Source organism: Catellatospora sp. KI3 (assembly GCF_029948125.1).
In the GTDB taxonomy this organism is placed as follows: domain Bacteria; phylum Actinomycetota; class Actinomycetes; order Mycobacteriales; family Micromonosporaceae; genus Catellatospora.
In genome coordinates this window covers 273,380-297,975 of record NZ_JASAMB010000005.1, presented here as the reverse complement: position 1 = coordinate 297,975, position 24,596 = coordinate 273,380, and the positions used below count along the sequence as shown (strand labels likewise).

The 24,596-nt window shown below is 72.7% G+C and carries 19 protein-coding genes; 9 read left to right on the top strand and 10 right to left on the bottom strand.

The window, feature by feature from the left end; translation table 11 throughout:
• Positions 1–37 precede the first annotated feature (37 nt).
• A complete protein-coding gene (locus QEZ54_RS11585) occupies positions 38–973 on the bottom strand; it encodes an NAD(P)-binding domain-containing protein (RefSeq protein ID WP_281304545.1) in 936 nt (311 codons plus the stop codon).
• Positions 970–1,734: a helix-turn-helix domain-containing protein gene (locus tag QEZ54_RS11580; protein WP_281304544.1), complete on the bottom strand. Its 765-nt coding sequence runs from the start codon at positions 1,732–1,734 to the stop codon at positions 970–972. Before QEZ54_RS11580 ends, QEZ54_RS11585 begins: the two co-directional genes overlap by 4 nt.
• Before the next feature lie 234 nt (positions 1,735–1,968).
• On the opposite strand from QEZ54_RS11580, the gene QEZ54_RS11575 reads away from it, so the two are divergent.
• A complete protein-coding gene (locus QEZ54_RS11575; RefSeq protein ID WP_281304543.1) occupies positions 1,969–3,285 on the top strand; it encodes an amidohydrolase family protein in 1,317 nt (438 codons plus the stop codon).
• Positions 3,285–4,358 carry a membrane dipeptidase gene (locus tag QEZ54_RS11570; RefSeq protein ID WP_281304542.1) on the top strand — a complete coding sequence of 358 codons (1,074 nt, stop codon included), beginning with the start codon at positions 3,285–3,287 and terminating at the stop codon, positions 4,356–4,358. The genes QEZ54_RS11575 and QEZ54_RS11570 overlap by 1 nt, the downstream gene beginning before the upstream one ends.
• 55 nt (positions 4,359–4,413) lie before the next feature.
• Here the strand turns inward: QEZ54_RS11570 and QEZ54_RS11565 are convergent, their stop codons facing one another.
• From QEZ54_RS11565 to QEZ54_RS11555, 3 genes are all read right to left on the bottom strand, one after another.
• The gene (locus QEZ54_RS11565) at positions 4,414–5,037 is read right to left on the bottom strand and encodes a hypothetical protein (RefSeq protein WP_281304541.1); all 624 of its coding nucleotides are present in this window, start codon (positions 5,035–5,037) and stop codon (positions 4,414–4,416) included.
• Between the two features lie 220 nt (positions 5,038–5,257).
• The gene (locus QEZ54_RS11560; protein ID WP_281304540.1) at positions 5,258–6,937 is read right to left on the bottom strand and encodes an AbgT family transporter; all 1,680 of its coding nucleotides are present in this window, start codon (positions 6,935–6,937) and stop codon (positions 5,258–5,260) included.
• 186 nt (positions 6,938–7,123) lie between these two features.
• Entirely contained in the window at positions 7,124–7,285 is a 162-nt protein-coding gene (locus QEZ54_RS11555) for a hypothetical protein (protein ID WP_281304539.1), read from the bottom strand.
• A gap of 159 nt (positions 7,286–7,444) precedes the next feature.
• Here QEZ54_RS11555 and QEZ54_RS11550 point away from each other — a divergent pair, with 159 nt between their 5' ends.
• Positions 7,445–9,490, top strand: coding sequence for a PKD domain-containing protein (locus tag QEZ54_RS11550; RefSeq protein WP_281304538.1), 2,046 nt, complete (start codon positions 7,445–7,447; stop codon positions 9,488–9,490).
• 59 nt (positions 9,491–9,549) lie between these two features.
• On the opposite strand, the gene QEZ54_RS11545 is transcribed toward QEZ54_RS11550, so the two are convergent.
• The gene (locus QEZ54_RS11545) at positions 9,550–11,142 is read right to left on the bottom strand and encodes a M4 family metallopeptidase (RefSeq protein WP_281304537.1); all 1,593 of its coding nucleotides are present in this window, start codon (positions 11,140–11,142) and stop codon (positions 9,550–9,552) included.
• 556 nt (positions 11,143–11,698) lie between these two features.
• Here QEZ54_RS11545 and QEZ54_RS11540 point away from each other — a divergent pair.
• From QEZ54_RS11540 to QEZ54_RS11525, 4 genes are all read left to right on the top strand, one after another.
• Positions 11,699–12,451, top strand: a complete 753-nt coding sequence (locus QEZ54_RS11540) for a GNAT family N-acetyltransferase (RefSeq protein WP_281304536.1) — start codon at positions 11,699–11,701, stop codon at positions 12,449–12,451.
• Positions 12,452–12,605: 154 nt separating this feature from the next.
• Positions 12,606–13,514 (top strand): ABC transporter ATP-binding protein, encoded by a 909-nt coding sequence (locus QEZ54_RS11535; RefSeq protein WP_281304535.1) that lies wholly within the window; start codon positions 12,606–12,608, stop codon positions 13,512–13,514.
• Positions 13,511–15,136 (top strand): anibiotic ABC transporter, encoded by a 1,626-nt coding sequence (locus tag QEZ54_RS11530; protein ID WP_281304534.1) that lies wholly within the window; start codon positions 13,511–13,513, stop codon positions 15,134–15,136. Before QEZ54_RS11535 ends, QEZ54_RS11530 begins: the two co-directional genes overlap by 4 nt.
• A gap of 52 nt (positions 15,137–15,188) precedes the next feature.
• Entirely contained in the window at positions 15,189–15,662 is a 474-nt protein-coding gene (locus tag QEZ54_RS11525; protein ID WP_281304533.1) for a MarR family transcriptional regulator, read from the top strand.
• Here the strand turns inward: QEZ54_RS11525 and QEZ54_RS11520 are convergent, their stop codons facing one another.
• A complete protein-coding gene (locus QEZ54_RS11520; RefSeq protein ID WP_281304532.1) occupies positions 15,663–16,247 on the bottom strand; it encodes a DUF4291 domain-containing protein in 585 nt (194 codons plus the stop codon). It abuts the gene before it with no gap.
• A 196-nt stretch (positions 16,248–16,443) separates the two neighbouring features.
• Here QEZ54_RS11520 and QEZ54_RS11515 point away from each other — a divergent pair, with 196 nt between their 5' ends.
• Entirely contained in the window at positions 16,444–17,187 is a 744-nt protein-coding gene (locus QEZ54_RS11515; protein WP_281304531.1) for an SDR family oxidoreductase, read from the top strand.
• 43 nt (positions 17,188–17,230) lie between these two features.
• On the top strand, positions 17,231–18,103 hold the full coding sequence (locus tag QEZ54_RS11510) for a fructosamine kinase family protein (RefSeq protein ID WP_281304530.1): 873 nt from the start codon (positions 17,231–17,233) through the stop codon (positions 18,101–18,103).
• 60 nt (positions 18,104–18,163) lie between these two features.
• Here the strand turns inward: QEZ54_RS11510 and QEZ54_RS11505 are convergent, their stop codons facing one another.
• The 3 genes from QEZ54_RS11505 to QEZ54_RS11495 form a co-directional block, all read right to left on the bottom strand.
• Positions 18,164–19,237, bottom strand: coding sequence for a hypothetical protein (locus QEZ54_RS11505; RefSeq protein WP_281304529.1), 1,074 nt, complete (start codon positions 19,235–19,237; stop codon positions 18,164–18,166).
• 136 nt (positions 19,238–19,373) lie between these two features.
• The gene (locus QEZ54_RS11500) at positions 19,374–21,473 is read right to left on the bottom strand and encodes a ThuA domain-containing protein (protein WP_281304528.1); all 2,100 of its coding nucleotides are present in this window, start codon (positions 21,471–21,473) and stop codon (positions 19,374–19,376) included.
• 65 nt (positions 21,474–21,538) lie between these two features.
• Positions 21,539–24,373: a PQQ-dependent sugar dehydrogenase gene (locus QEZ54_RS11495; protein WP_281304527.1), complete on the bottom strand. Its 2,835-nt coding sequence runs from the start codon at positions 24,371–24,373 to the stop codon at positions 21,539–21,541.
• Positions 24,374–24,596: the final 223 nt, after the last annotated feature.

Sequence of the window (24,596 nt, the reverse complement as noted above, 5' to 3'; positions counted from 1 at the left end):
CGTAGACGGTCCATGCGAATTAGTGGATACCTTACGGTCACCGCCCGAGCACGGTGCCGACCCCGCCGGCCACCGCCCAGGCGTGCACGACCGCGGCCGCGGCTACGTCGAGGGCCGCGTGACCAGTGGATTTGTACACCGACAGGCCGTCGCCGCGCCCCGGATGCCGACCGTCCAAAACCGACCCGAGCAGCACCACCCGGGCCGGGTCGACGCTCTGCAGCTCGTACGCCCCCGCGGGCGGCGGCGCGGCGGCCGCCCCCGGCCACTCCGCGAACAGGGCGGATTCGGCGATCGTGGCAGCATCCACTTCGGACCCGTGCGAGCCGCCCACCGAACTGACATGCGCCCCGTCGGCCAACCACGCCCTCGGGAACAGCGGCTCGCGGGCGCCCGTGCAGCAGAAGACCACGTCGGCGCCGCGCACGGCCGCCTCGATGCCGGCCGCGGTGGCGAACGGGTGGTCGGCGACCAGCGCCGCCACCCGGTCCGGGTCGCGCCCGCCGACGGTGACCGGCACGTCGACCCCGAGCGCGGCCAGCAGCTCCAACTGCGCGCGGGCCTGCACCCCCGCCCCGAGCACGGCGATGCGCGCCGGGTCCGGGGCCAGGGCGCGCATGCTCAGCGTCGCCGAGGCCGCGGTGCGTACGGCGGTGAGCGGCTCGGCGTCCAGCAGCGCCACCGGGGCGCCGTCGTGCTCGTCGTAGAGGGCGACGATGCCGCGGTGGGTGCTGCGACCGGGCTGCCCCGGCGCGGCGAAGACCGAGACCAGTTTCGCGGCCAGGCCCAGGCCCGGCACGTACGCCGGCATCGCGCCGAGCAGCCCCGCCGGTGCCATGGCCGCGATGCGCGGCGGCGCCGACACCTCGCCGCGGCTGAGCGCCACCAGCGCGGCGGCGACCGCGTCGAGCACCCGCAGCGGATCGAGCCCGGCCCGGGTCTGGTCGCGGTCCAGGATGCGGACGCCGTTCACGGACTGCTCCCGTCGCCGGTGAGGGTGGTCAGGGTGGTGCCCAGGGCGGCGCCCGCCTCGGCCAGCCGCTCGCGCAGCCGCGCCACACGCGCGTCGTCGAACTCGGCGTCGGGGCCGACGACGGTCACCGCGCACAGCGGCACGCCACCGGGCGACACGACCGCGCGGCTGATCGAGGCGATGAGCTTGTCGTTGCGGCCGCGCTCCAGCGCGTAGCCGTCGGCACGGGCCCGGTCGAGGTCTACGCGCAGCCCCTGCGGGCCGTCCAGCGGATAGCCGGCCTCGCGCGCGGGCACCAGGTACGGCTCGCGCGCGGCGGGATCCAGCTGCGCCACCAGCGCCAGCGGCCCGGCGAACCGGTGCACCGGCAGCGCCTCGCCGACCAGGTCGCTGATCATCTGCAGCCGCGCCGGGCGGACCGCGTCCACGACCCGGGACCGGTCGGCCTCCAGCACCTGCAGGTTCACCATCATGTCGGTGTCCTGCGCCAGCCGCGCCAGCACCGGGTGGCCGAGCGCGGCCAGCGAGTTCGCCGCGGCCGCCCGCGACACCTGCAGCGCGGCGGCGCCGGGCAGGTAGTGCTCGCCGACGCGCAGCACCCAGCCGCGCGCGACCAGGTCGAGCAGCACCCGGTAGGCGGTGGCCCGGTGCAGGCCGACGGCCTGGGCCAGCTCACCCAGGCGCCGGGGCCGGTCGGCGCGGGCCACGGCCTCGATCAGGTCCAGCGCCTTGTCCACCGCGGAGCTGGCAGATCGTGGCACGTCACCGCTCCTTCCGTATCGGGCGTGCGCCGCCCGCCTCGCTCAAGATCCGTGCAGTTCCGGGGAAAGTGCACGGATCTTCGGCACGTTTCGTGCACTTTCCCCGGAACTGCACGATGCCCGGGCCTCGCGTGGCGCGGCTGGCAGCGGGTACAGTACCCGGGAGTTTCAGGCAACGATACAAGTGTTACAGCTGCTGTAACAAGTACGGTTCAGAAAGCGGAGGTGGCGACGATGGCACACGAGGACGAGGGCGCCCCCACGCCCTACGCCCCGGCAGCTCCGGGCTCCGTGGTGGCGTACCGGAACGCGACCCTCATCGACGGCACCGGCGAACCCGCCCGCACCGGGATCACGATCCTGGTCGACGGCCAGGTCATCACCCAGGTCAGCCCCGACGCCGACACCGAGGTGCCCGACGGCGCCGCCGTCATCGACCTCACCGGCCGCTACGTCCTGCCCGGCTTGATCGACTCCCACCAGCACCTGGCCACCCCGCCCAACCGGCCCGTCGCCGAGGCCGCCCTGCGCCGCCAGGTGTACGGCGGCGTCACCGCCATCCGCGACATGGCCGACGACCTGCGCCAGATCGCCGACCTCACCCGCGCCTGCCTGGTCGGCGAGATCCCCGGCCCCGACATCCACTACGCGGCCCTGATGGCCGGACCCGGCTTCTTCGACGACCCCCGCACCTGGCAGGTGTCGCAGGGCGAGACCCCCGGCCACGTCCCGTGGATGCAGGCCATCGACGACCACACCGAACTGCCGCTGGCTGTGGCGATGGCGCGCGGCACCCACGCCACCGCCATCAAGGTCTACGCCGACCTGCCCGCCCGCACCGTCGCCGCGATCACCGCCGAGGCGCACCGCCAGGGCATCGACGTATGGGCCCACGCCGCCGTCTTCCCGGCTACCCCCGCCGAGGTCGTCGACGCCGGCGTCGACGCCGTCTCGCACGTCACCCTGCTCGCCCAGCAGACCGCCGCCGAGTCGCTGACCAGGTACAAGACCAAGGCGCCCATCGACACCGCCGCCCTGGTCCGCGACGGCCACCCCGCCCTGGACACCCTCTACGACCAGATGATCGCCCGCGGCACCGTACTCGACGCCACCGCGAGCATGTGGACGTGGATGGCCGAGCAGGCCGACGACGACGCCGCCCGCGAACGCGCCCTGGCCAACATCGACCTGTCCATCCGCCTCACCGCCGACGCCTTCCACGCCGGCGTGCCCGTCAGCACCGGCACCGACTACGAGACCGACCCCGACCAGCCCTTCCCGTCGCTGCACGAGGAGATGCTGTTCCTGTGGCGCCGCTGCGGCATCCCCGCCGAGCAGGTCATCCGCTGCGCGACCCTGGTCGGCGCGATGAGCATGGGCGCCGCCGACCGGATGGGCACCGTCGAGGCGGGCAAACTCGCCAACCTGGTCGTGCTCGCCGCCGACCCGGTCGCCGACCTGGAGAGCATCCGCACCGTCGAGTTCACCGTCAAACGCGGCCGCCGCTACTACCGCGCCGACTACGCCCAGCCGAAGGGAACGCCCGCCTGATGAGCACCGCCACCGACTACATGATCATCAACGCGCTGGGCGCCCTGGACAACCCCAACGCCCCCCACTCCGCCGACGCGGCGAGCAAACTCATCCAGACCAGCGACGAACTCACCATCGACGCCCGCACCATCGCCGACGCGCACGCCTCCGGCCTCACCGCCGTCAACATCACCCTCGGCTACACCCTCGGCGACCTGCCCCCGTACGAGCACACCCTGCACGAGCTCGACGTCTGGGACGCCATCATCGACCAGCACCCCGACGACCTGCTCAAGGTCCGCACCGCCGCCGACATCCGCGCCGCCCGTCGCGACCGGAGGATCGGCGTCATCTACGGCTTCCAGAACGCCGTCGCCGTCGGCGACGACCTCGACCGCATCGCCGAATTCGCCCGCCGCGGCGTACGCGTCATCCAGCTCACCTACAACCAGGCCAACCACATCGGCGACGGCTCCATGGCACCGGACAACCGCGGCCTCACCCCGTTCGGCCGCGACGTCGTCGCCGCCCTCGAACAGCACCAGATCATGGTCGACCTGTCCCACAGCGGCGAGAACACCTGCCTGGACACCATCCGCACCGCCACCCGCCCCGTGTCCATCAACCACACCGGCTGCCGCGCCCTGACCGACCTGCCCCGCAACAAGACCGACGAGGAACTGCGCCTCGTCGCCGAGCAGGGCGGCTTCGTCGGCATCTACTTCATGCCGTTCCTCAACCCCACCGGCCACGCCACCGCCGCAGACGTCGTCGAGCACATCGCCCACGCCGTCAACGTCTGCGGCGAGGACACCGTCGGCATCGGCACCGACGGCGCCGTCACCTCCATCGACGACCTCGACGGCTACCGCGCCCAGCTCGCCGAGCACGTCGCCCAGCGCCAGGCCGCCGGAGTCGGCGCCGCCGGCGAACGCGCCGACACCTTCCCGTTCGTCGTCGACCTGCGCGGCGTCGACCAGTTCCGGCAGCTCATCACGCTGCTGGAGCAGCGCGGCTTCTCCTCCGGCCGGATCGAGAAGATCATGGGCCGCAACTTCCTCGACTACGCCCACCGGATCTGGGGCGCCTGACCAGGTATCGGCTGCCCCGCGCCGTCGCACCAGCGGCCCGGGGCAGCCGGTGCCGTCAACGCACCCAGGCCAGCGTCACCGTCGCGGCCGAACCCGGCCACGAACCGTGCAGCGCGAGCCGCTCGCCGGACTCCGCCGCCGGGTCGAGCACCCGGGCCACCGCCAGCTCCAGCGAACCGGCCGACAGCAGCGCCGGATCGCCGTCGGTCGCGGCCGCCCCGGCCAGCGGCGGCACCGCCGACGCGGCGCCCGTGCCGCGCACCGTCATCGCGGGCGTACGCGGCACCGCCCGGCCGTCCTCCTCGACGAACTCCGCCGCCTCACCCGAGCCGGTGAGGATCGCCTCGGCCAGGGCGGCCGCGTAGACCGGGTCGCCGCAGGCGTCGTACACCCAGCGCTTGCCCAGCACCGAGTGCTCGGTCGTGCCGACCAGCCACTGCTCCGCGCCGTCGAGCGGCGCGTCGCGGTAGGTCAGCGGGGTGTGCAGCAGCGGGCCCTCACCGGCGCGCACGACGAGGGTCTCCACGCCGACCTGACCCGCCGGGTCGTCGAACCGGCACGCCGCGATGCGCGCCAGGTCCGGGTCGGCCGGGCCGTCGTACCACGGACGGGTCGGCAGCCACGCCGCCAGCAGTTCCAGCTTGGTCGGATTGATCTCAGCCTTGTACAGCAGCGCCATTCCCGCATCCTAGATCGCGGGCACGGCGGCCCGCCGACCCGCGCGGCAGCCGCCCGCAGCGCACCGCTACGTGACCGCAGTAGCCGATCATCCAGCGGAGATCGGCTACTGCGGTCAGATGCTGCGGTTCGCGCCGACATCCGGACACCAACGGGTGATCTTTCTCAGGAGATCGCTGCTTGCGGCCAGGGAGCGGCCCAGCCGGCTCACGGCGCGGGCCTCAGGGTGCGAGGTGGACCGGGGCCCCCGGGCCGAGCGGGATGCCCAGCAGATACCAGGCCACGAAGAACAGCGTCCAGGCCACCGCGATGATGATCGTGTACGGGATCATCAGCGAGATCACCGTCCCGACCCCCGCCTCCTTCTTGTACTTCTGCGCCAGCAGCACGATGAACGGCAGGTACACCATCAGCGGGGTGACCACGTTCATCGGCGAGTCGGCGACCCGGTAGGCGGCCAGCACGGTCTGCGGCGCCACGCCCAGGCGCAGGAACAGCGGCACGAAGATGGGCGCGAAGATGGCCCACTTCGGGATGACGCCCGGGATGATGATGTCCAGCAGCAGCACCACCAGGATGAACCCGATGAGCAGCCACAGCGGCCCGATGCTGGCCCGCTCCAGCCCGTCGGCCATCTTCACCGCCGCGACGGTGGCCATGTTGGTGTAGTTGAAGTACGCGATGAACTGGGCGATCACCAGCAGCATGAAGATCAGCCCGCCGAGCCCGGCGTACGTCTTGGTGATCGCGTCCATCACCGCCGCGCTGCCCCGCAGCGTGCCGGCGCCCGCGCCGTAGCACAGGCCGCAGACCAGGAACACCAGCATGATGATGAAGATCAGGCTGTCCATCAGCGGCGAGTCCTCGACGAGGCTGCCGGTGACCGGGTTGCGCAGGATGCCCCACGGCTTCGGCGGCACCGACAGCAGCAGGAGCAGCGCCAGCACGCCGAGCAGCCCCCACAGCGCGTACCGCAGCCCGCGCGCCTGCCCGGCGGCGTCGGCGTGGCCCTCGGCCGGGTTGGCGTCCGGCACGTCGGTGGCCTCGTTGGACACGGTCCCGGTGAACTTCCCCAGCCGGGGCTCGATCACCTTCTCAGTCACGAACGTGATCAGGAATGCCAGGAAGACGGTCGACCCGATGGCGAACAGCATGTTCGCGGTCAGACCGATCTTCTGGGTCGGGTCGGCGAGCGCGATCGCCTCGTTCGTGATCTCGGTGATGATGCCGTCGGTCGGGGTGATCAGCACATTGACCATGAACGTGCCGCCGACGGCCGCGAACGCCGCCGCGAGCCCGGCCAGCGGATGCCGCCCCACGCTCAGGAAGGCGACCGCGCCCAGCGGGATGAGCACCAGGTATCCGGCGTCGGAGGCGATCGACGACAGGATGCCGACCAGCACGATGATGAACGTCAGCGACCACGGCGGAGCGACCGCCACCAGCCTGCGGATCAGCGCGCCGATGAGCCCGGCCCGCTCGGCCAGGCCGACGCCGATCATGGCGACGAGGATGACGCCGACGACGCCGAAGTTGGTGAAGTTGCTGACCGCCGAGGTGAAGATGAACCGGATCCCGTCGGCGGTGAGCAGGCTCTTGATCTCGGTGGTCTCGGTGTGGGTCTTCACCTCGGGGTGGTACAGCTCCTCCGGCGGGACGTCCAGGGACGGCTCGATGGTGCCGCCCGGGTAGGTCTCTCCGGCCACGACCGGACCGGGGGCGGCGGTCTCGTACGTCACCTTCACGCCGAACGCGGCGAACACCGCCGACAGGATGATGATCAGCAGGATCAGGTACAGGAAGATCATGACGGGGTGCGGGACCTTGTTGCCGACCCGTTCGATCCCGTCCAGCATCCGCTGGGTGAACGTCCTGTTCCCGGCGTCCGCAGCCGCGGTCATCCGCACCACACTCCCGCGCCCGCAGGCGTCCGACGGTCCCGAAGCCCAGCATGCGTGCACAGACCGCCCAAGGCGGGGGGTTCGGTGAAATCCGGCGCACAACCTCCAGGCCGTCCTAGGAACCTGGATCACTGTGCGGAACCGTCCGGCACCGGTCCTCGGTGCCGGACGGTCAGCGTCCGCGGGTCAGAGCTTGCAGGAGAGGCTGTCCATATCCGTCGGCTTCGGCTTGAACCTGCTCTCGAAATCCCCGCCGCTGCTGTCGGCGCCCCGGAACGCCTCCACCGCGTCCTTGAGGGTGCTCTGGAAATCCTGCCGCCACTGCGTACGCAGGTATTCCTTGATCACCTCGTTCAGCCTCAGGCAGCGGTTCAGTCGTCCGGTACCGACGCGGAACGAGCGTGCGACCGCCCGTGGATGTACGGCCGGAATTGTCGACTGAACCGACGCTGCGCACCGCTCGCCACGCGGGTTAGATTCTCGCCGACCCGCGGCTGGGAGGCCTCCATGCGAATGTCCACAAGGTACCTGCGCGCGGCCCTGGTGGGCCTGCTCGTGGCGGTCATCCTGCCCGCGGGAGGCACCGGGGCGCAGGCCGATGTGGTCACCTACACGGCGTACACCTGGGGCGGCAACGGGTTCGGGCAGCTCGGCAACGGCACCACCACCGCGCGCCTGACCGCCGGGGCGGTGCCCGGCCTCACCGACATCGTGCAGATCGCGGGCGGCCGCGAGCACGCGGTCGCGCTGGACTCCGCCGGCCACGTCTGGACCTGGGGCAGCAGCGAGCAGGGCCAGCTCGGCCTCGGCAACCTCACCAACCGGTCCACGCCGCAGCAGGTGCCCGGCCTCAGCAACGTGATCGAGGTGGCCGCCGGGCACAACCACTCGATGGCCCGCACCGCCGCCGGCACCGTCTACACCTGGGGCCTGAACACCACCGGGCAGCTCGGCGACGGCTCGACCACCACCCGCACCGCGCCGGTGCAGGTCACCGGCCTGAGCGACGCGGTGCTGATCGCCGCCGGGCGGGACATGAGCTACGCCGTACGCGCCAACGGCTGGACCGTCGCCTGGGGCCTCAACGACAACGGCGAACTCGGCGATGGCACCCGGACCACCCGCACCAGCCCGGTACGCGTCGGCACCCTGGGCAACGTCACCTCGATCGCGGGCGGCCGCGACCACGGGGTGGCCCGGCTGAGCGACGGCTCGGTGTGGGCCTGGGGCTGGAACCTCTACGGCCAGGTCGGCGACGGCACCACCACCGACCGCCTCACCCCGGTGCAGGTCATCGCCTCGGGCGTCGGCGCGGTCACCGCGGGGGCCCACCACACGTACGCGCTGCGCACCGACGGCCAGGTGCTGTCGTGGGGCCGCAACTACCGCGACGAGCTGGGCGACGGCACCACGACCAACCGCACCCGGCCCGTGTCGGTGCTCGGCGTGACCTCGGCGGTCTCGATCGCCTCCGGGCGCGACCACGGTATCGCGGCGATGGCCGACGGCAGCGTCATGACCTGGGGATACAACGCCAACGGGCAGCTCGGCGACGGCACCACCACCAGCCGCACCCGGGGCGTCACGGTGGCGGGCCTGTCCGGGGTGACCGTCGCCGGCGGCGGTGGCGAGCAGTGGTCGGTGGTGCTCAAGCCCAACGGCACCACCCCGCCCGCCAACCAGCCGCCGACGGCCGCGTTCACCTCTTCCTGCACCCTGCTGGCCTGCACCTTCGACGCCTCCGGCGCGGCCGACACCGACGGCGCGATCGCCTCGTACGCGTGGACGTTCGGCGACGGCGCCACCGGGGCCGGGACCACGCCCGCCCACACGTACGCCGCGGCGGGCAGCTACCCGGTGACGCTGACGGTCACCGACGACGACGGCGCCACCGGCACGGTCACCCGTACCGTCACGGTCAGCTCGCAGCCGCCGGGCACGGTCACGTTCCGGGCCTCGGCGGGCGTCGACGCCAACACGCAGACCCCGGCGGTGACCGTGCCGGCGTCGGTGCAGCCCGGCGACCGGCTGGTGCTGTTCCTGTCCGCCAACCGGGGCGCCACGACGACCACCCCGACCGGCTGGACGCTGGTCGGCACCAAGTCCGACGGCACCGACCTGGTCTCCTGGGTGTTCACCCGTACGGCGGTGGCGGGCACCGCGGGCTCGGCCGTGTCGACGAGCCTCGACGCGATCACGAAGACGAGCATGGTGCTGCTGGCGTACTCCGGCGCCGGGGCGGTGTCGGCCAGCGGGGCGTTCGAGGACGCCGCCACCAAGACCACGCACGCGACCGCGCCGGTCACCGTCGCCGCCGGCGGCTCGACCGTCGTCAGCTACTGGGTGCAGAAGCTCAGCAGCACCGCCGTCTGGACCGTACCCGCGACGGTGACCAGCCGCCGGTCGACGACCGGGAGCGGGGGCGGGCTGCTGTCGACGGTCGCGGGCGACAGCTCGGGCGTCGCCGCGGGGCCGTGGGCGGGGACCACGGCGACCAGCAGCGTCGCCTCCGCGCGCGCCATCGGCTGGACCGTCGTCCTCCCACCCGCTTAGAGGGTAAGGAAGGGCCCCTTCTTATCGCATTCCGATGTAGAAGGGGCCCGCCTTCACGCTCAGGGCTGCGAGGTGGTGAGTGATCCGCACAGGGTCGCGCCGGGGACGTTGACGGCGGCCCAGGCGGCGTTGACGGTCTTGTACTCGATCGAGCACATGCCGTAGAGGTCGGCGGCGGCCGCCAGCGTGTGCGCCCGCATGGTCGTGCCGGGGCTGCCCGGGTTGACGTACTTGGTCGTGGACAGGGCGTACACCTTCAGCGCCCGGTACCAGATCTTCTCCGCCTTGGCCCGGCCGATGCCGACCACCGGGGCCGCCGACCCGCAGACGGGGCTGAACCCCCACCGGGTGGCGCCGGTGCCCTCGGCGAGGTCGAAGAAGAAGTGCTTGCCCACCCCGGCCGACACGTGCGGGTCCGCGGGCGGGGTGTCGATCGACCAGCAGCTGTGCGACGACCCGTCCAGTGCCGGGTTGTACAGGTTGGACAGCGGCGCGCCGGTGCCGTAGATGTCGATCTCCTCGCCGATGGTGTAGTCGGCGGGGTCGCCGGGCGCGCCCGCGTAGAACTCGACCATGGTGGCCCAGATGTCGCTGCTGGCCTCGTCGATGCCGCCGGACTCGCCGCTGTAGACCAGCGGCACCAGGGCGTCGGTGTACCCGTGGCCGAGCTCGTGCCCCACCACGTCGATCGCGGTGAACGGGTGCGCGTCGCCGGCGCCGTCGCCGAAGGTGAGCTGGGTGCCGTCGTAGTACGCGTTGACGTAGTTGTGGCCGTAGTGCACCCGCGAGACGATTCCGGCGCCGCTGCCGGTGCGGCCGCTCTGGCCGTGGACGAACTTGAAGTAGTCGTACGTCTTCGCCGAGGCGAAGTGGGCGTCGGCGGCGGCGCTGGCCCGGTTGGTGAGGGCGAAGTCGCCCCACGTGTTGTCGGCGTCGGTGAAGGTCACGCAGGGGCCGCTGGTGCTGTTGAGCATGTCGCAGGTGCGGTTGCTCCCGTGCGACGGATCGACCATCGCGTACGAGGTGCCGGTGAACGTGGTGTCGATCTGCACCGTCCCGGAGTAGTAGGCCCGGCCGATCCCGAACACGGTCTCGACCTCGTCGTACGACCCGTACACCGCTGCGGTTCCGGCGTCGGTCAGCACGTGCCGCCGCGACGGGGTCTGCCCGTCGGGCGCCCAGCCGCGCACCACGGTCTCCCAGGCCAGCCTGCCCGCTTCGGCGTCGACGACGAGCTCGGGCGCGCCCACCGAGGTGACGCGGCCGGGAAAGGCCCGCGCGGCCGCCGCGCCGGCCGCCGTCGCGCTCACGCGCGGCGTGGTGGACAGCGCCAGCGGCGCGGCGAGTCCGTCGCCCGCCCCGGCGGCGGCACCGGTGCGGTCCAGGTGCACGACGAGGTCGCCGCCGTGCACCCGCAGGCCCCGGTAGGCGCGTTCGAAGCGGACGTGCACGCTGCCGTCGGCGTCGGTCACGCTCCCCAGCGGGGTGTACGTCTCGGTCGCGGCGGCGGCCTGGTGCGCGGTGAGCACCGCGAGCGCGGTGGCGACGGCGTCCGGGCGCGGTCGGGGCGCACCGGATGCGGCGGTGCCCGCGACCCCTGTGACCAGCAGCGCGGCGGCGGTAGCGGTGGCGATGACGAGGGTACGTCTCATGGAGCTCTCCCCAGGTAACGGTCCGTGCGGGGTGACGCACAGATGTCCCTGTATATAACAGCCCCATCGAGCATCATGGATAGCTTGCCGACGGCTTGCCGACCCGGGACGGCCGCTCGGCTAGCGCGCCTCCACGCTCGCCGCCGTGACGAACGCCGTCAACGCGTCGTGGAACCGCCCCTCCCGCTCGACCAGCTCCTTGCGGTCAGCCGCCCGGTGCACGGTCCCGGCCGCCTCGCCCCGGCCGCGGGCGCAACCGGGGCGGCCCGCCTGTTCCGGTTGCGCCGGCCCGGACGCGCGTGGCAGACTCGGCTCGCCTCACCCTGAGGCCATCCACGGTTAGGAACGAAGTCCATGGACTCGGCGTCCCGCAGCGGCCGCCGGTAGCACTGCCCCAGCGCCTCACGGCGATGGCGCGACCAGTGCCCAGCCCCACTCTCACGGCGGCCCGACAGCCCGGTGCCCGAGCGCACCGACCGGTTCGGACCTTTCACGCGCAGATGACGCCTGTCTCCGCGCGTGCCACCGCTTTCTTCCGTGAGGATCAACCACCACCATGGACAAGACCGTCCAGCAGTTCGCCGTAGCCAACCTCCGCCGCCGTCCGCTGGTCGTCGAGGTTCCGGGCTTCGTCTGCGGCTTCGATCCCGACACCACCAGCCCGTACGTCAACTACGCCACTCCCCTGCCCGACGCCGCCCCGACCGGCGCCGACGTCCGGGCGCTGGTCGCCGCCTTCCGCCAGCGCGGCCTGCTGCCGCGGCTGGAGTTCGCCCCGCAGGCCGCTCCCGCCGTAGCCCCCGCGCTGTACGCGGCCGGGTTCACCGTCGAGCAGACGCACGAGTTCCTGGTCTGCACCCCGGACACCTTCACCGCGCCCGGCGGCGGCCCGGTCCCGGAGGCACCGCGCTCCGAGGACGACTACCTGGCGATCGACGGCGCCCTCGCCGAGGCCTTCTCAGGCGAGTTCGCCGCGTCGGCGGCCGGTGCGGCCCGGCTGCGCCGCGTGCAGGAGGGCGGCGGCGCGGTGCGGTTCGTCCGCGCGCCGGACGGCGGCTGCGCGGGCGCCGCCACCTGCTCGGCGACGGCCGTCGGCACCGCCGAGCTGGCGGGGGTGGGCACCCGCCCGCCGTACCGGGGCCGGGGCGTCGGCGCCGCCGTGACGGCCGCCGTCGCCGCGGCCATGTTCGACCAGGACGCCTCCTCGGTATGGCTGGAGTACTCCGGCGACGGCTCGCGCCGCGTCTACGAGCGCCTCGGCTTCCGCCCCACCGGCACCCGCCTCTACCTCCACCTGCCGCCCGCCTGACCCCCGGTTGGGAAGGGTCCCTTCCACCACGCATTGCGATAAGAAGGGGCCCTTCCTTACCCCCGACCCGGCGCCCGCCGCCGTGACGGGGTGTACAAAACTTCGACGAACCAGAACCTTCACGAAGTTCTGAAAGAAGCGTACGTTCAGGCGTATGACGAACGCGATCTCCGCGACCGGTCTGACCAAGGCGTTCGGGCGCAGCCGTGCGCTCGACGGCCTGAATCTGACGGTCGCCACCGGCGAGGTGCACGGCCTGCTCGGGCCCAACGGCGCCGGGAAGTCCACCACCATCCGCGTCCTGCTCGGCCTGCTCCGCGCCGACTCCGGCCAGGTCCACGTGCTCGGCGGCGACCCCTGGCGCGACGCCGTCGCGCTGCACAGGCGCCTGGCATACGTGCCCGGCGACGTGAACCTGTGGCCCAACCTCACCGGCGGTGAGGCGATCGACCTCTTCGGCGACCTGCGCGGCGGCCTGGACAAGGCGCGGCGCGCCGAGCTGCAGGAGCGGTTCCAGCTCGACCCCACCAAGCGCTGCCGCACCTACTCCAAGGGCAACCGGCAGAAGGTGGCGCTGGTGGCCGCGTTCTCCTCCGACGTCGAGCTGTTCATCCTCGACGAGCCGACCTCCGGACTGGACCCGCTGATGGAGGCGGCGTTCCAGCAGACCGTGCGCGAGGTGACCGCGCGCGGCGCCACCGTACTGCTGAGCAGCCACATCTTCTCCGAGGTGGAGGCGCTCTGCGCGCGGGTGAGCATCATCCGCGAGGGCGTGACCGTCGAGTCCGGCACGCTGGCCGAGCTGCGCCACCTGACCCGTACCACGATCACGGTCGAGGCCGGGCGGCCGCTGACGGGGCTCGGTGAGCTGGCGGGCGTGCACGACCTGGACGCCGACACCACCCGCGCCCGCTTCGACGTCGACGCGGCCGCGCTGCCCGGCGTGCTGGCCCACCTGGCCACCCTCGACATCAAGGCGCTGACCAGCCAGCCGCCGACGCTGGAGGAGCTGTTCATGCGCCACTACGGCCGGCAGCCCGCCGAGGCGGAGGCGGCACGGTGAACGCTTACGCGGGCACCGGCAGGCTGGTCCGGCTCGCGGCCCGGCGCGACCGCATCCAGCTGCCGGTGTGGATCGTCGCCGCCGGGGCGCTGATGTCGGCCGGGACGAGTGCGGTGGCCGGCGAGTTCGCCACCGAGGAGTCCCGGATCACCGCGCTGAAGGGTGCGGGCTCCAGCGCCGCCATCCTGGTCATGCGCGGTGTGCCGGTCGGCAGCTCGCTCGGTGCGCTGGTCAACTTCCGCAACCTCGCCACGCTGCTCGTGGTGGCGGCCCTGATGAGCACGTTCGCCGTGGTCCGGCACACCCGGCAGAACGAGGAGAACGGCCGGGCCGAGCTGATCGGCGCGGGCGCGGTCGGCCGCCACGCCCCGCTCACCGCCGCCCTGATCGTCATCGGTGCCGCGAACGTGCTGTTCGGGCTGGTCGTGACCGGCAGCCTGCTCGGCGCGAAGCTCGACGCCGAAGGGGCGCTGGCCTTCGGCGCCGCCTGCACCGTCACCGGACTGGCCTTCGCGGCGATCGCCGCCGTCACCGCCCAGCTGTTCCAGGGCGCGCGGGCCGCCAACGGGGCCGCGGCCACCGCCGTCGGCGTCGCCTACCTGGTACGCGGCATCGGCGACGCGCTCGGGCAGCGGGCCGCCGACGGCATCTCCGTCGACCCGGGCTGGCTCACCTGGGTGTCGCCGCTGGGCTGGGGCGAACTGGCGCGGCCGTACGGGCAGGAGCGCTGGTGGGTGCTCGCGCTGCCGGTGGCGCTCGGGGCGGTGCTCGTCGCCGTCGCGTTCGCGCTGGTGGACCGCCGTGACGTGGGTGCGGGCCTGATCGCCGACCGGCCCGGACCGGCCACCGCCGGCGGTACGCTGCGCGGCCCGCTCGGCCTGGCCTGGCGGCTCAACCGCGGCTCGACGCTGGGCTGGGTGATCGGCAGCGCCGTGTTCGGCCTGGGCATCGGCTCGCTGGGCAAGGCCGTCAAGGACTCCCTCGGCAGCAACGAGGGCGTGGTCGACATGATCAACGGCCTCGCGGGCGGCGGCGGACCGAGCCTGGTCGACGTCTTCTTCGCCGCCATGATGAACGTGTACGGCGTGCTCGCGGCGGGCTTCGTGATCCAGGCGCTGCTGCGGCTGCGCGCCGAGGAGAGCGGCGGCACCGCCGAGGCGCTGCTGGCCACCGCCGTCGGCCGGATCCGGTGGGTCGCCACCCACCTGATCTGGGCGGTCGTCGGTGCGGCGGTGCTGCTGGTGCTGGCCGGGGTGTTCATGGGCGTGGCCGACGCCGCGGCCGGTGGCGACGTCGGCGTGCTGACGCTGGCCGGGGCCGGTCTGGCGCAGCTGCCGGGCGCGCTGGTGGTGGCGGGGTTCGTGCTGCTGGTCTTCGGCGCGCTGCCCCGGTACACCGTCGGCCTGGCCTGGGCGGCGCTGGTGGTGAGCATCACCTGCGGGCTCTTGGGCGACCTGTTCGGACTGCCGCAGGTGGTCCGGGACCTGTCGCCGTTCACGCACGTGCCGAAGATCCCGGCCGTGGAGCCGACCGCCACGCCGATCCTGGCCCTGCTCGGGTTCGCGATCGCGCTGGCGGCCACCGGGATGGCGCTGTTCCGGCGGCGCGACCTGACCACCTGACACGCGACGGCGCCGCCCGCGGTCGGCGCGACCGGTGATGGAGGATGTGCGGATGGCCGAACGTGACGAGGAAGCGGTCCGACGTTTCGTCGAGCACCTGGCGATGACCCTGTCCGATCTCGGCTTCCCCCGGATGCCGGCGCGGGTCCTCGGCGCCCTGACCTGCGCCGAGGACGGGGTGATGACCGCCGCGCAGCTCGGCGAGTGGCTGGGCGTCAGCCCCGCCGCCGCCTCCGACGCCGTGCGCTACCTGGTCCAGGTCGGTCTGGTGCTGCGGGAGCCGGTCCCCGGTTCCCGCAGCACCCGTTACCGGTCGGTCAGCAACTCCTGGTACATGGCCAGCGTCGCCAAGGGCGGCGTGTACAAAGTGGTCGCCGACGTGATGGCCGAGGGCGTGGGCGCGGTCGGCGCCGATACCGCCGCGGGCGCCCGGCTCACCGAGATGACCGAGTTCTTCGTCTTCCTCCAGGACGAGATCGCCGCCCTGGTCGCGAAGTGGCAGGCCATGCGCGCCGGCACACCCTGATCACGGTGCGACAGACGGGACTTCCAGGGGGTACGGCCGTTCGGCCGGCAACCGGGCCGCGGCGCCCGCCAGGTCGCCCGCCCCGATCAGGGCGCGGATCTCGCGGCAGGCGGCCGTGACGTCCTCGATGCCCAGCGTCCACTCGTCGACGTACCGGTGGACGGCCTCACCCGACAGCCCGATCTGGATCGCCCGGTACGGCAGCGGCCGCAGGTGCAGGTCGCGCTCGGGGTCCCACTGCACGCGCACCGGGGCCCGCAGCGACCGCTTCCACTGCGCCCGGTCGGCGTGCACGTCGGGCTCGTAGCTGCTCAGCGCGCTGTTGGCCAGCGCCCAGGCGAACCCGTCGCGTCGGATCCGGATCGCCAGCACGTGCTCCTGGCCGGGCTTGGCCGCCCAGCCGCTGCGGTACATCATCCACAGGAACGACGGCTTGATCCAGGTCATCCGGTCCCGTTTGAAGCCGGTCGAGAACCGCCCCGCCGCCGCGGCCGGTCCGGCGATGACCGGCGAGTAGGCCTGGTAGACGGTGATCGAGTCCTCGTCGTAGTGGGCGCGGATCTGCCGCGCCGGTGTCCCTGTCACGGACCACGACGGTAGCCGCCGCACCAGCCCGCGGCCGCCCATTTTCCGCAGCGATCACAGCCGGCTGGCCGCCGGTTAAGAAGGGGCCCTTCTATCTCGGAAAGCGATAAGAAGGGGCCCTTCCTTCGCTCTGAGCGGGTGATGGGGGTCGCAGTGGGTGGTGATGGGGGGTGGGGTGAGGGGATGATCGATCGCCGTGGCAGCTCCCAAGCGCGTAGCGCTCATCACCGGCAGTTCCCGCGGCCTGGGCCGGGCCGTCGCCAAGCGGCTGGCCCGCGACGGCATGGCGGTGGCGGTCAACAGCCGTCGCTGCGGCGGACCGCTGGCGCAGCTGGTCGACGAGATCCAGGCCGAGGGCGGCACCGCGGCCGCGTTCGCCGCCGACGTGACCGACGAGGCCGCCGTCGCCGAGCTGGCCGCCTCCGTCGAGCGGTACCTCGGCCCGATCGACGTGCTGGTGCTCAACGCCACCGGGCCGCAGCCCGAGGCGGTCGTCGCCGAGGCGGACTGGCAGGCGCACCTGGATCAGCTGGCGTTCTTCGTGCGCAGTCCGGTGCTGCTCGGCCGCGCCCTGTCCCCCGGCATGATCAAGCGCGGCTGGGGCCGCATCATCCACATCGATTCCGAGCTCGCCGACCGCCCGCCGGTGGGCTGGTCGGCGTACGCGACGGCCAAGAACGGCCAGATCGGCCTGGCCCGCGCCTGGGCGCACGAGCTGGCCCCGCACGGGGTGACCGTGAACACGGTCGCGCCGGGCTGGATCCCGGTGGAGCGGCACGAGGGCAGCCAGACCGACGGCTACCTGGCCACGGTCCCCTCCGGCCGGATGGGTACGCCCGAGGACGTCGCGCACGTGGTGAGCTTCCTCGCCTCCGCCGGCGCCGGGTTCGTCACCGGCCAGCGCATCACCGTCGACGGCGGCCGCAGCCTGCACGTCTAGGGACCGCTGGAGGGCTGGCGGCGGTCGCGGCAGAATGTCGACTGTGACCGAGGTGGCGAGGCTGGCCCGGCGCCTGGGCGAGGCCGGATTTGCCGTGCGCGAGGTGGCGGCCGCCGGCGGCGGCGTGATCGCCACGGCGGGTCTGGCGACCCTGGACGACGGGCGGGTGGTGTTCGCCAAGACGGCCGACGCCGCGGGCGGCGACCTGTTCGAGGTGGAGGCGGCCGGGCTGCGCGAGCTGCGTGACGTCGGCGGCGCCGCGACGCCCGAGGTGCTGCTGGTCGCCGAGGACCTGCTGGTGCTCGCGGCGCAGCGGCCCCGACCGGACGGCCCGCTGTTCTGGGAGCGGCTCGGGCACCTGGTCGCGCGCCTGCACACCGGGGCCGTCGGCGAGCGGCACGGCTGGCACCGGGACGGGTGGCTGGGCCGGCTGCGGCAGGACAACACCTGGCACGACGACGGGTACGCGTTCTTCGCGCAGCGGCGCATCCTGCGCTGGCTGCCGGAGCCGCTGGTCCGGGCGGCCTTCGACGACGCGGACCGGGCCGCGCTCGAGCGGCTGTGCGCCGCGCTCCCGCAGCTCGTGCCGCCGCAGCCTGCGGCGCTGACGCACGGCGACCTGTGGGCGGGCAACGTCGTCGCCGACGATCTGGGGCGGCCGGTGCTGATCGACCCGGCGGTCTCCTACACCTGGCCGGAGGTTGACCTGGGCATGCTGTGGTGCTCGCCGCCGGTGCCGGGCAAAGACCGCTTCTTCGACGCGTACGGCGAGATCGCGCCGCTGCGTGACGGCTGGCGGGACCGGATGGAGCTGATGTTCCTGCGTGAGGCCCTGAGCGTCATCGCGCACGGCGACGACGACTGGGGCGCCGCCGACCTGGTGCGCCGGGTCGCCGCCCCGTTCCGCACGAGATGACGGGTGCGAGCCCACACCTCATCGGATGTACGTACATCCGATGAGGTGTGGGCTGTCGACTCACCAGGTCAGCCGGGCGTGGCCGTCGGCGCCGACCAGGCCGGGGGATCCGGCCGAGGAGGCGCCGCCACCGGCGCCGCCCAGGGCGGCCAGGCTGCCGCTGTACGCGCCGTTGCCGCCCGCGCCGCCCTTGCCGCCCCTGCCGCCCGCGCCACCGGCACCGCCGACACCGTGCGGAACGCCGCCGGTCGCGGGGCCGCCCGCGCCGCCGGTGCCGGCCACGGACGCGCCCGCGCCACCGGCGCCACCGTTGCCGCTGGTGGCGCCGTCGGCGCCGGACGCACCACCGGTGCCGTCGGTGCCGTGCTGGCCCGGGAGGCCGTCGGCGCCGTCGACTCCCCCGCACAGGCGCGCGGACAGCACGGCGCCGTGGCCGCCCGCACCGCCCTCGCCCGGGGTGGTGCTGCCCAGGCCGCCGGGCCGGGTCTGGCCGGGCCGCGACCCGGTGGCGTCCTGCCCGCCGGGGCCGTTGCCGGTGAACACCGGGCCGCCCTTGCCGCCCTCACCGCCGGCCGCGTTGGTCAGGGTCAGCGGAGTGCCGTTGAGCAGGACGCTGGCCTCGGTCATCGCACCGTCGCCGCCGTCGGAACCGGCCGCGCTGGACTGGCCGGGGCTGCCGTTGCCGCCCGGTGCGCTGGGCGCGCCACCGGCGACGCCCGTCGCGCCCCGGCCGCCGCTGCCGCCCCGGCCGATCACGATGGCGAGCTTCGCCGGTGGAAAATCGGCGGGTAGGACGCATTTGACGTACTGGCCCGCGCCGCCTGATCCGGCGCCCGCGCCGCCGCCGCCGGAGCTGCCGCCCCCGCCACCGCCGCCGCCCCGGCCGAGCAGGGCCTTGCCGCCGCCCCCGCCGCCGCCCCCGCCGCCTCCGGCGAGGCCCCCGCCGCCTCCGCCGCCCGCGCCCCACAGTTCGAGGGTCACGGCGACGCCCTGGGGCAGGTCGAAGGTGTAGGTCCCGGCGCCGTCGTAGGTCTGCTCACCGGCAGCGGCGGCGCTCCAGGAAGGAGCCGCGCCGGTCAGCGCGGCGGTGAGCAGGGCCGCGGCGACGACCGCGGCCCGTTCCATCTTTCGCATTGGTCACCTTTCGCAACGATTGGCCAGATCGTACGGAGACCGTCGTGATCCGATCCGTCATCGCCACGCCATTGACCTGCGGAAACTTGCCGAATGGCGCGGGCCGGGCGACTCAGCCGCCCGGCCCGCGATCAGATCAGGGCAGCGTCCACTTCTGGTTGGCCGCCCCGGCGACGCAGGTCCACAGGTGCACGACCGTGCTGTCGGCGGAGTTGTTGCCCGACACGTCCAGGCACTTGCCCGACTGCGGGTTGCGCAGGGTCTGGTCCGAGGACTGGTAGGTCCAGTTCTGCGCACCGGACCCGTTGCAGGTCCACAGCTGGACCTTCGTACCGTCGGCGCTGCCGCCGCCGGAGATGTCCAGGCACTTGCCCAGGGCCCGCAGCGTCTGCCCGCTGACGGTCCAGTTCTGCGCACCCGAGCCGTTGCAGGTGTAGATCTGGATCTGGGTGCCGTCGGCGGTGCCGGAGCCCCGCACGTCCAGGCACTTGCCGGCCAGGCCCTTCACCGGGCCGGTGCCCGGGGTCGCCGTCTTGACCAGGGTGAAGTCGTCGACGTCGAACAGGCCGGTGCCGGTGCCGGTGAACGTGAGGAACAGCGTCTGGTTGCCGGTCGGCACGTTGGTCAGCGGCGCGCTGACGTTGGCGTACGTGCTCCAGCCGCCGGTGTTGGGGACGGCGACCGTGCCCAGGATCGGGCCGGTGGTCGAGCCGGTGCGCACCTGGATGCCGCCGCCCGCGCCGCCGGACACGACGCGGGTGCGGAAGCTGGTCGCCCCGCCGGTGTTGACGCCTGCGTACGAGGCCCAGTCGCCCGGGTCGACGTAGCCGAGCGTCTGCCCGTTGTTCGCGCCCGCCTTGGTGTACGCCTGCACACCGCTCGCGGTGGTGAACGACTCCGCCTGCACGGTCACGTCGGTCGGGGTGGGGCCGCCCAGCTCCTTGATCCGGATGTTGCGGAACGAGGCGGTGTCGCCGCTGCCGTGGTTCTGGATGCCGATGTGCCCGGCCAGGCCCCGTACCGGATCGGTGTTGGTGAAGTCGTTGATCTTCTTCCCGTTGAGGAAGATCTGCAGCCGCTCGCCCTCGACCAGCAGCTCGTAGGTGTTCCACTCCCCGGCCGGGTTGAGCGCGGCGTCGCGGGCGGCGAGGTCGGCCGACTTGAACGTGTACACCGAGCCGGTGGTCCGGTCGGCCGCGTCGGTCGCGTCTATCTGCACCTCGTAGCCGTTGTTGACGGCCGACCACGGGTCGGTCGACGGCGGGAAGCCGATGAACACGCCCGAGTTCGAGTCGCCGGTGAGCTTCCAGTCCAGCTTCAGCGAGTACGAGGTGAACTGCTTGGCGCTGTACCAGAACAGGCCCATGCCGCCGACCGTGGTCAGCGTGGCGTCGCTGTTGGTCATGCTGCCCGGCCCGGCCTGCGACCAGCCCGTGGTCGAGCCGTTGAACAGCGGCGTGTAGCCGGTCTCGGGACGGCAGTCGGCCTTGCTCCGGTTGGCCGCGTACCGGATGCCGCCGAGCAGGTGCGCCCGGAACGCGGCGTCGGCGTACGACTCCTGGGTGTGCCCGGCGCCGGTGTAGAACGACCGGCCGCTGTCGATGGTCTTGCACCACGCGTGCGGGTGGTCGGCGCCCATGCCGCCGCCGGTGTACGACGACTCGTCCAGGGTCGCCAGCACCTTCGCGGTGGACCGGACGTTGGTCTGGTAGTTGTACCACTCGTCGGTGCGGGTCCAGGTCTGCGGCAGGTGCGCGGTGGCGGCCTTGCCCCGGTCCTCGATCTTCACGTTGGCCTGCTGGATCGCCGGATGCGAGGCGAACCAGGCCCCGACCAGGTTGCCGTAGAACGGCCACGAGTACTCGGTGTCGGCCGCGGCGTGCACGCCGACGTACCCGCCGCCGCCGCGGATGTAGCTCTCGAAGGCGGTCTGCTGGACGTCGTTGAGCACGTCGCCGGTGGTGTTGAGGAAGACGACCGCCTCGTACTGCGCCAGGTTGGCGGTGGTGAAGGCGGCGGCGTCCTCGGTGGCGGTGACGGTGAAGCTGTTGGCGGCGCCCAGGTCGCGGATGGCCTGGGTGCCCACGGCGATCGAGTCGTGCCGGAAGCCGGCCGTCTTGGAGAAGACCAGCACGTCGTACGGGGCGTCGGCGGCCGCCGCCGGGCAGGCGGTGGCCGCGAGCACGGTCAGCGCGGCCGCGGCCGTGCCGAGCGCGGTTCGCAGGATGCTGCGCACGGAGTTGCTCCTTTCACGAGGGAGGGAGCGGGCCGGGCGGGGGGTGCCGCCCGGCCCGCGGCTGGTCAGGGCAGCGTCCACTTCTGGTTGGCCGCCCCGGCGACGCAGGTCCACAGGTGCACGACCGTGCTGTCGGCGGAGTTGTTGCCCGACACGTCCAGGCACTTGCCCGACTGCGGGTTGCGCAGGGTCTGGTCCGAGGACTGGTAGGTCCAGTTCTGCGCACCGGAGCCGTTGCAGGTGTAGATCTGGACCTTGGTGCCGTCCGCGGTGCCACCGCCGGAGATGTCCAGGCACTTGCCCAGCGACCGCAGGGTCTGCCCGTTCACCGTCCAGGTCTGCGCCCCGGTCCCGTTGCAGGTGTAGATCTGCACCTGGGTGCCGTCCGCGCTGGACCCGCTGCGCACGTCCAGGCACTTGCCGGCCAGGCCCTTGATCGGACCGACGCCCGCCGCCGTGGTGAACGTGAACGAGTCCAGGTCGAACAGCGCTCCGGTGCCGCCGGCGAAGGTCAGGAACAGCTGGGTGGTGCCGTTGGGCGCCCCGGCGATGGTGCCGCTGACGTTGGCGAACGTCTCCCAGCCGCCGGTGACCGGGACGGTCGCCGTACCGAGCACGGTCCCGGTGGCCGAACCGGCCCGGACCTGCAGCGTGCCGCCCACGCCGCCGGAGGACACCCGGGCCGTGAAGCCGGTCGCGTTGCTCAGCCGGTACGGCGTGAACGAGATCCAGTCGCCGTTGTGGATGTCGCCGACGGTCCTGCCGCCCTCGGCCGCGGTCTTGGTGAACGTGTTGATGCCGCTGGAGGCCCCGAAGTGCTCGGCCTGCCGGTGCCTGGGCTGCAGGATCGCCTGGGCGTGCGTGGTCAGCGCGCCGCCGTCGGTGTACTCCGCGTCGAAGATCGCGAAGATGTTCGCCGCGTCGTCGTGCTCGCCGTCGACCGGGATGGTCATCGTGCCCGAGCAGCCGTTCTTCGAGGTGATCGCGTGCCCGTGCTGGTCGTGGCCGAGCACGTAGGTCAGCTTCACCTTGGCGCAGTCGATGGTGCCGTCCTGCGCGTCGCTGACCGAGATCGAGTAGCTGACAGTGTCACCGAAGTTGAACAGCTGCCCGTCGCCGGGCACGTTGATCGACACGGTCGGGGCGGTGTTGCCGACGGTGATGATCACGCTGTCGCCGCCGGTGGCGCCCTGCGGGTCGCGTACGGTCAGCGTCGCCGTGTAGGTCCCGTTTGCCGTGTACGTGTGGCTCGGGTTGGCCGCCGTCGAGCTGGTCCCGTCCCCGAAGCTCCACGAGTACGTCAGCGCCCCGCCCTCGGGGTCGGAGGAGCCCGCCGACGAGAACGCGACCGCCAGCGGCGCCGAGCCCGAGGTCGGGGTGCCGGTGGCGTTGGCGCTCGGGGCGCGGTTGCCGCTGCCGATGTACTCGAAGCGGTACAGCGCCGAGTTGGCGTCGCCGTTGAAGTAGCCGGTGCCGTAGTCGAGCACGTACAGCGCGCCGTCCGGGCCGAACGCCGAGTCCATGACCTGCTTGCCGGTCCACGGGAAGGCGTCGATGGCGCCCCGGCTGCCGTCGGCGTTGACGTGGATCGGCTTGATCCAGCCCCGGCCGAACTCGGTGGCGAAGAACAGCCCGTCCATGTCCTGCGGGAACTTGACCGTCGAGGTGGAGGCGGCGTTGTACCGGTACACCTGGCCCGCCATCGGCGACTCGGAGCCGCCGCCGAACTCGCTCGGGGTGCCGCTGTCCCCGCCGTACTTGATCCACGCCGGTCGCGCGGCGGGCAGCGTGGCCAGGCCGGTGTTGCGGAACGAGTTGTTGGTCGGCCCGCCGGTGCAGTTGAACTTCGCACCCGTGGTCCCGTTGCTGAAGTTCCACTCGTTGTACGTCTCGGTGCTGGTGTTGGCGCCGGTGCAGTACGGCCAGCCGTAGTTGCCCGCCGAGGTGATCCGGTTGAACTCCACCTGCCCGCTCGGGCCGCGGTTGGCGTCGGTGGTGCCCGCGTCGGGGCCGTAGTCGCCGACGTAGACGACACCGGTGGCCTTGTCGACGCTCATCCGGAACGGGTTGCGGAAGCCCATCGCGTAGATCTCCGGCCGGGTCTTGGCCGTGCCCGGCGCGAACAGGTTCCCCGACGGGATCGTGTACGTCCCGTTGGCGGCCACCTTGATGCGCAGGATCTTGCCGCGCAGGTCGTTGGTGTTGCCCGCCGAGCGCTGCGCGTCGTAGCCCGGGTTGCGGTTGGTGCGCTCGTCCAGCGGCGCGTAGCCGGCCGAGTCGAACGGGTTGCTGTCGTCGCCGGTGGACAGGTACAGGTTGCCCGCCGCGTCGAAGTCGATGTCGCCGCCGACGTGGCAGCACAGCCCCCGGTCGGCGGGCACGTCCAGCACGGTGACCTGGCTGCCCAGGTTCAGCGTGTTGTCGGCGTTGAGGGTGAACCGGGCCAGCCGGTTGACGCCCTGCCAGGCCGACCAGTCGGTGCCGGTCGCGGGCGCGTCACCGGCCGGGGTGGACAGCGGCGGGGCGAAGTAGAGGTAGATGTAGCGGTTGGTGGCGAAGCCGGGGTCGACACCGACGCCCTGCAGGCCCTCCTCGTCGTGGTTGTACACACCGATGGTGCCGATCACCGAGGTGGTGCCGTTGGCGTCGGTCCGGCGCAGGGTGCCGTTGCGGGCGGTGTGCAGCACGGACCGGTCCGGCAGCACGGCCAGCGACATCGGCTCGCCCATCTCGGCGACGCCCCGGGCCAGCTCTATCTGCTGGAACTTCGTGGGGTCGATGGTGTGCGCCGCCGCGGGGGCGGCGGTGGTGGCGACGGCGACCAGGGCCGGGCCGGTGAGCAGCAGTGCGGCCGCGGCCGCGTGTCTGAGGGTACGCCTGAACGCGTGTCTGGAGGACATGGGTGTCCGACCCTTCCTGACTGGGGGAGGCCAGGCAGGGCGCGCGCCGCCGCGCCGGTTGCCGGGTGGGCTAGGGGTAACCGCGCCGCCGGTTACACATACGAAACATTGATGTCGGCCACCCTAGAGACTTTTCATCGACGTGTCCATACTTTCGGATGTGCCAACAAGAACTTCTGTCGATCTCACCGAAAGTCGGGGTGGCGGTGGGACGCCAGTTCCG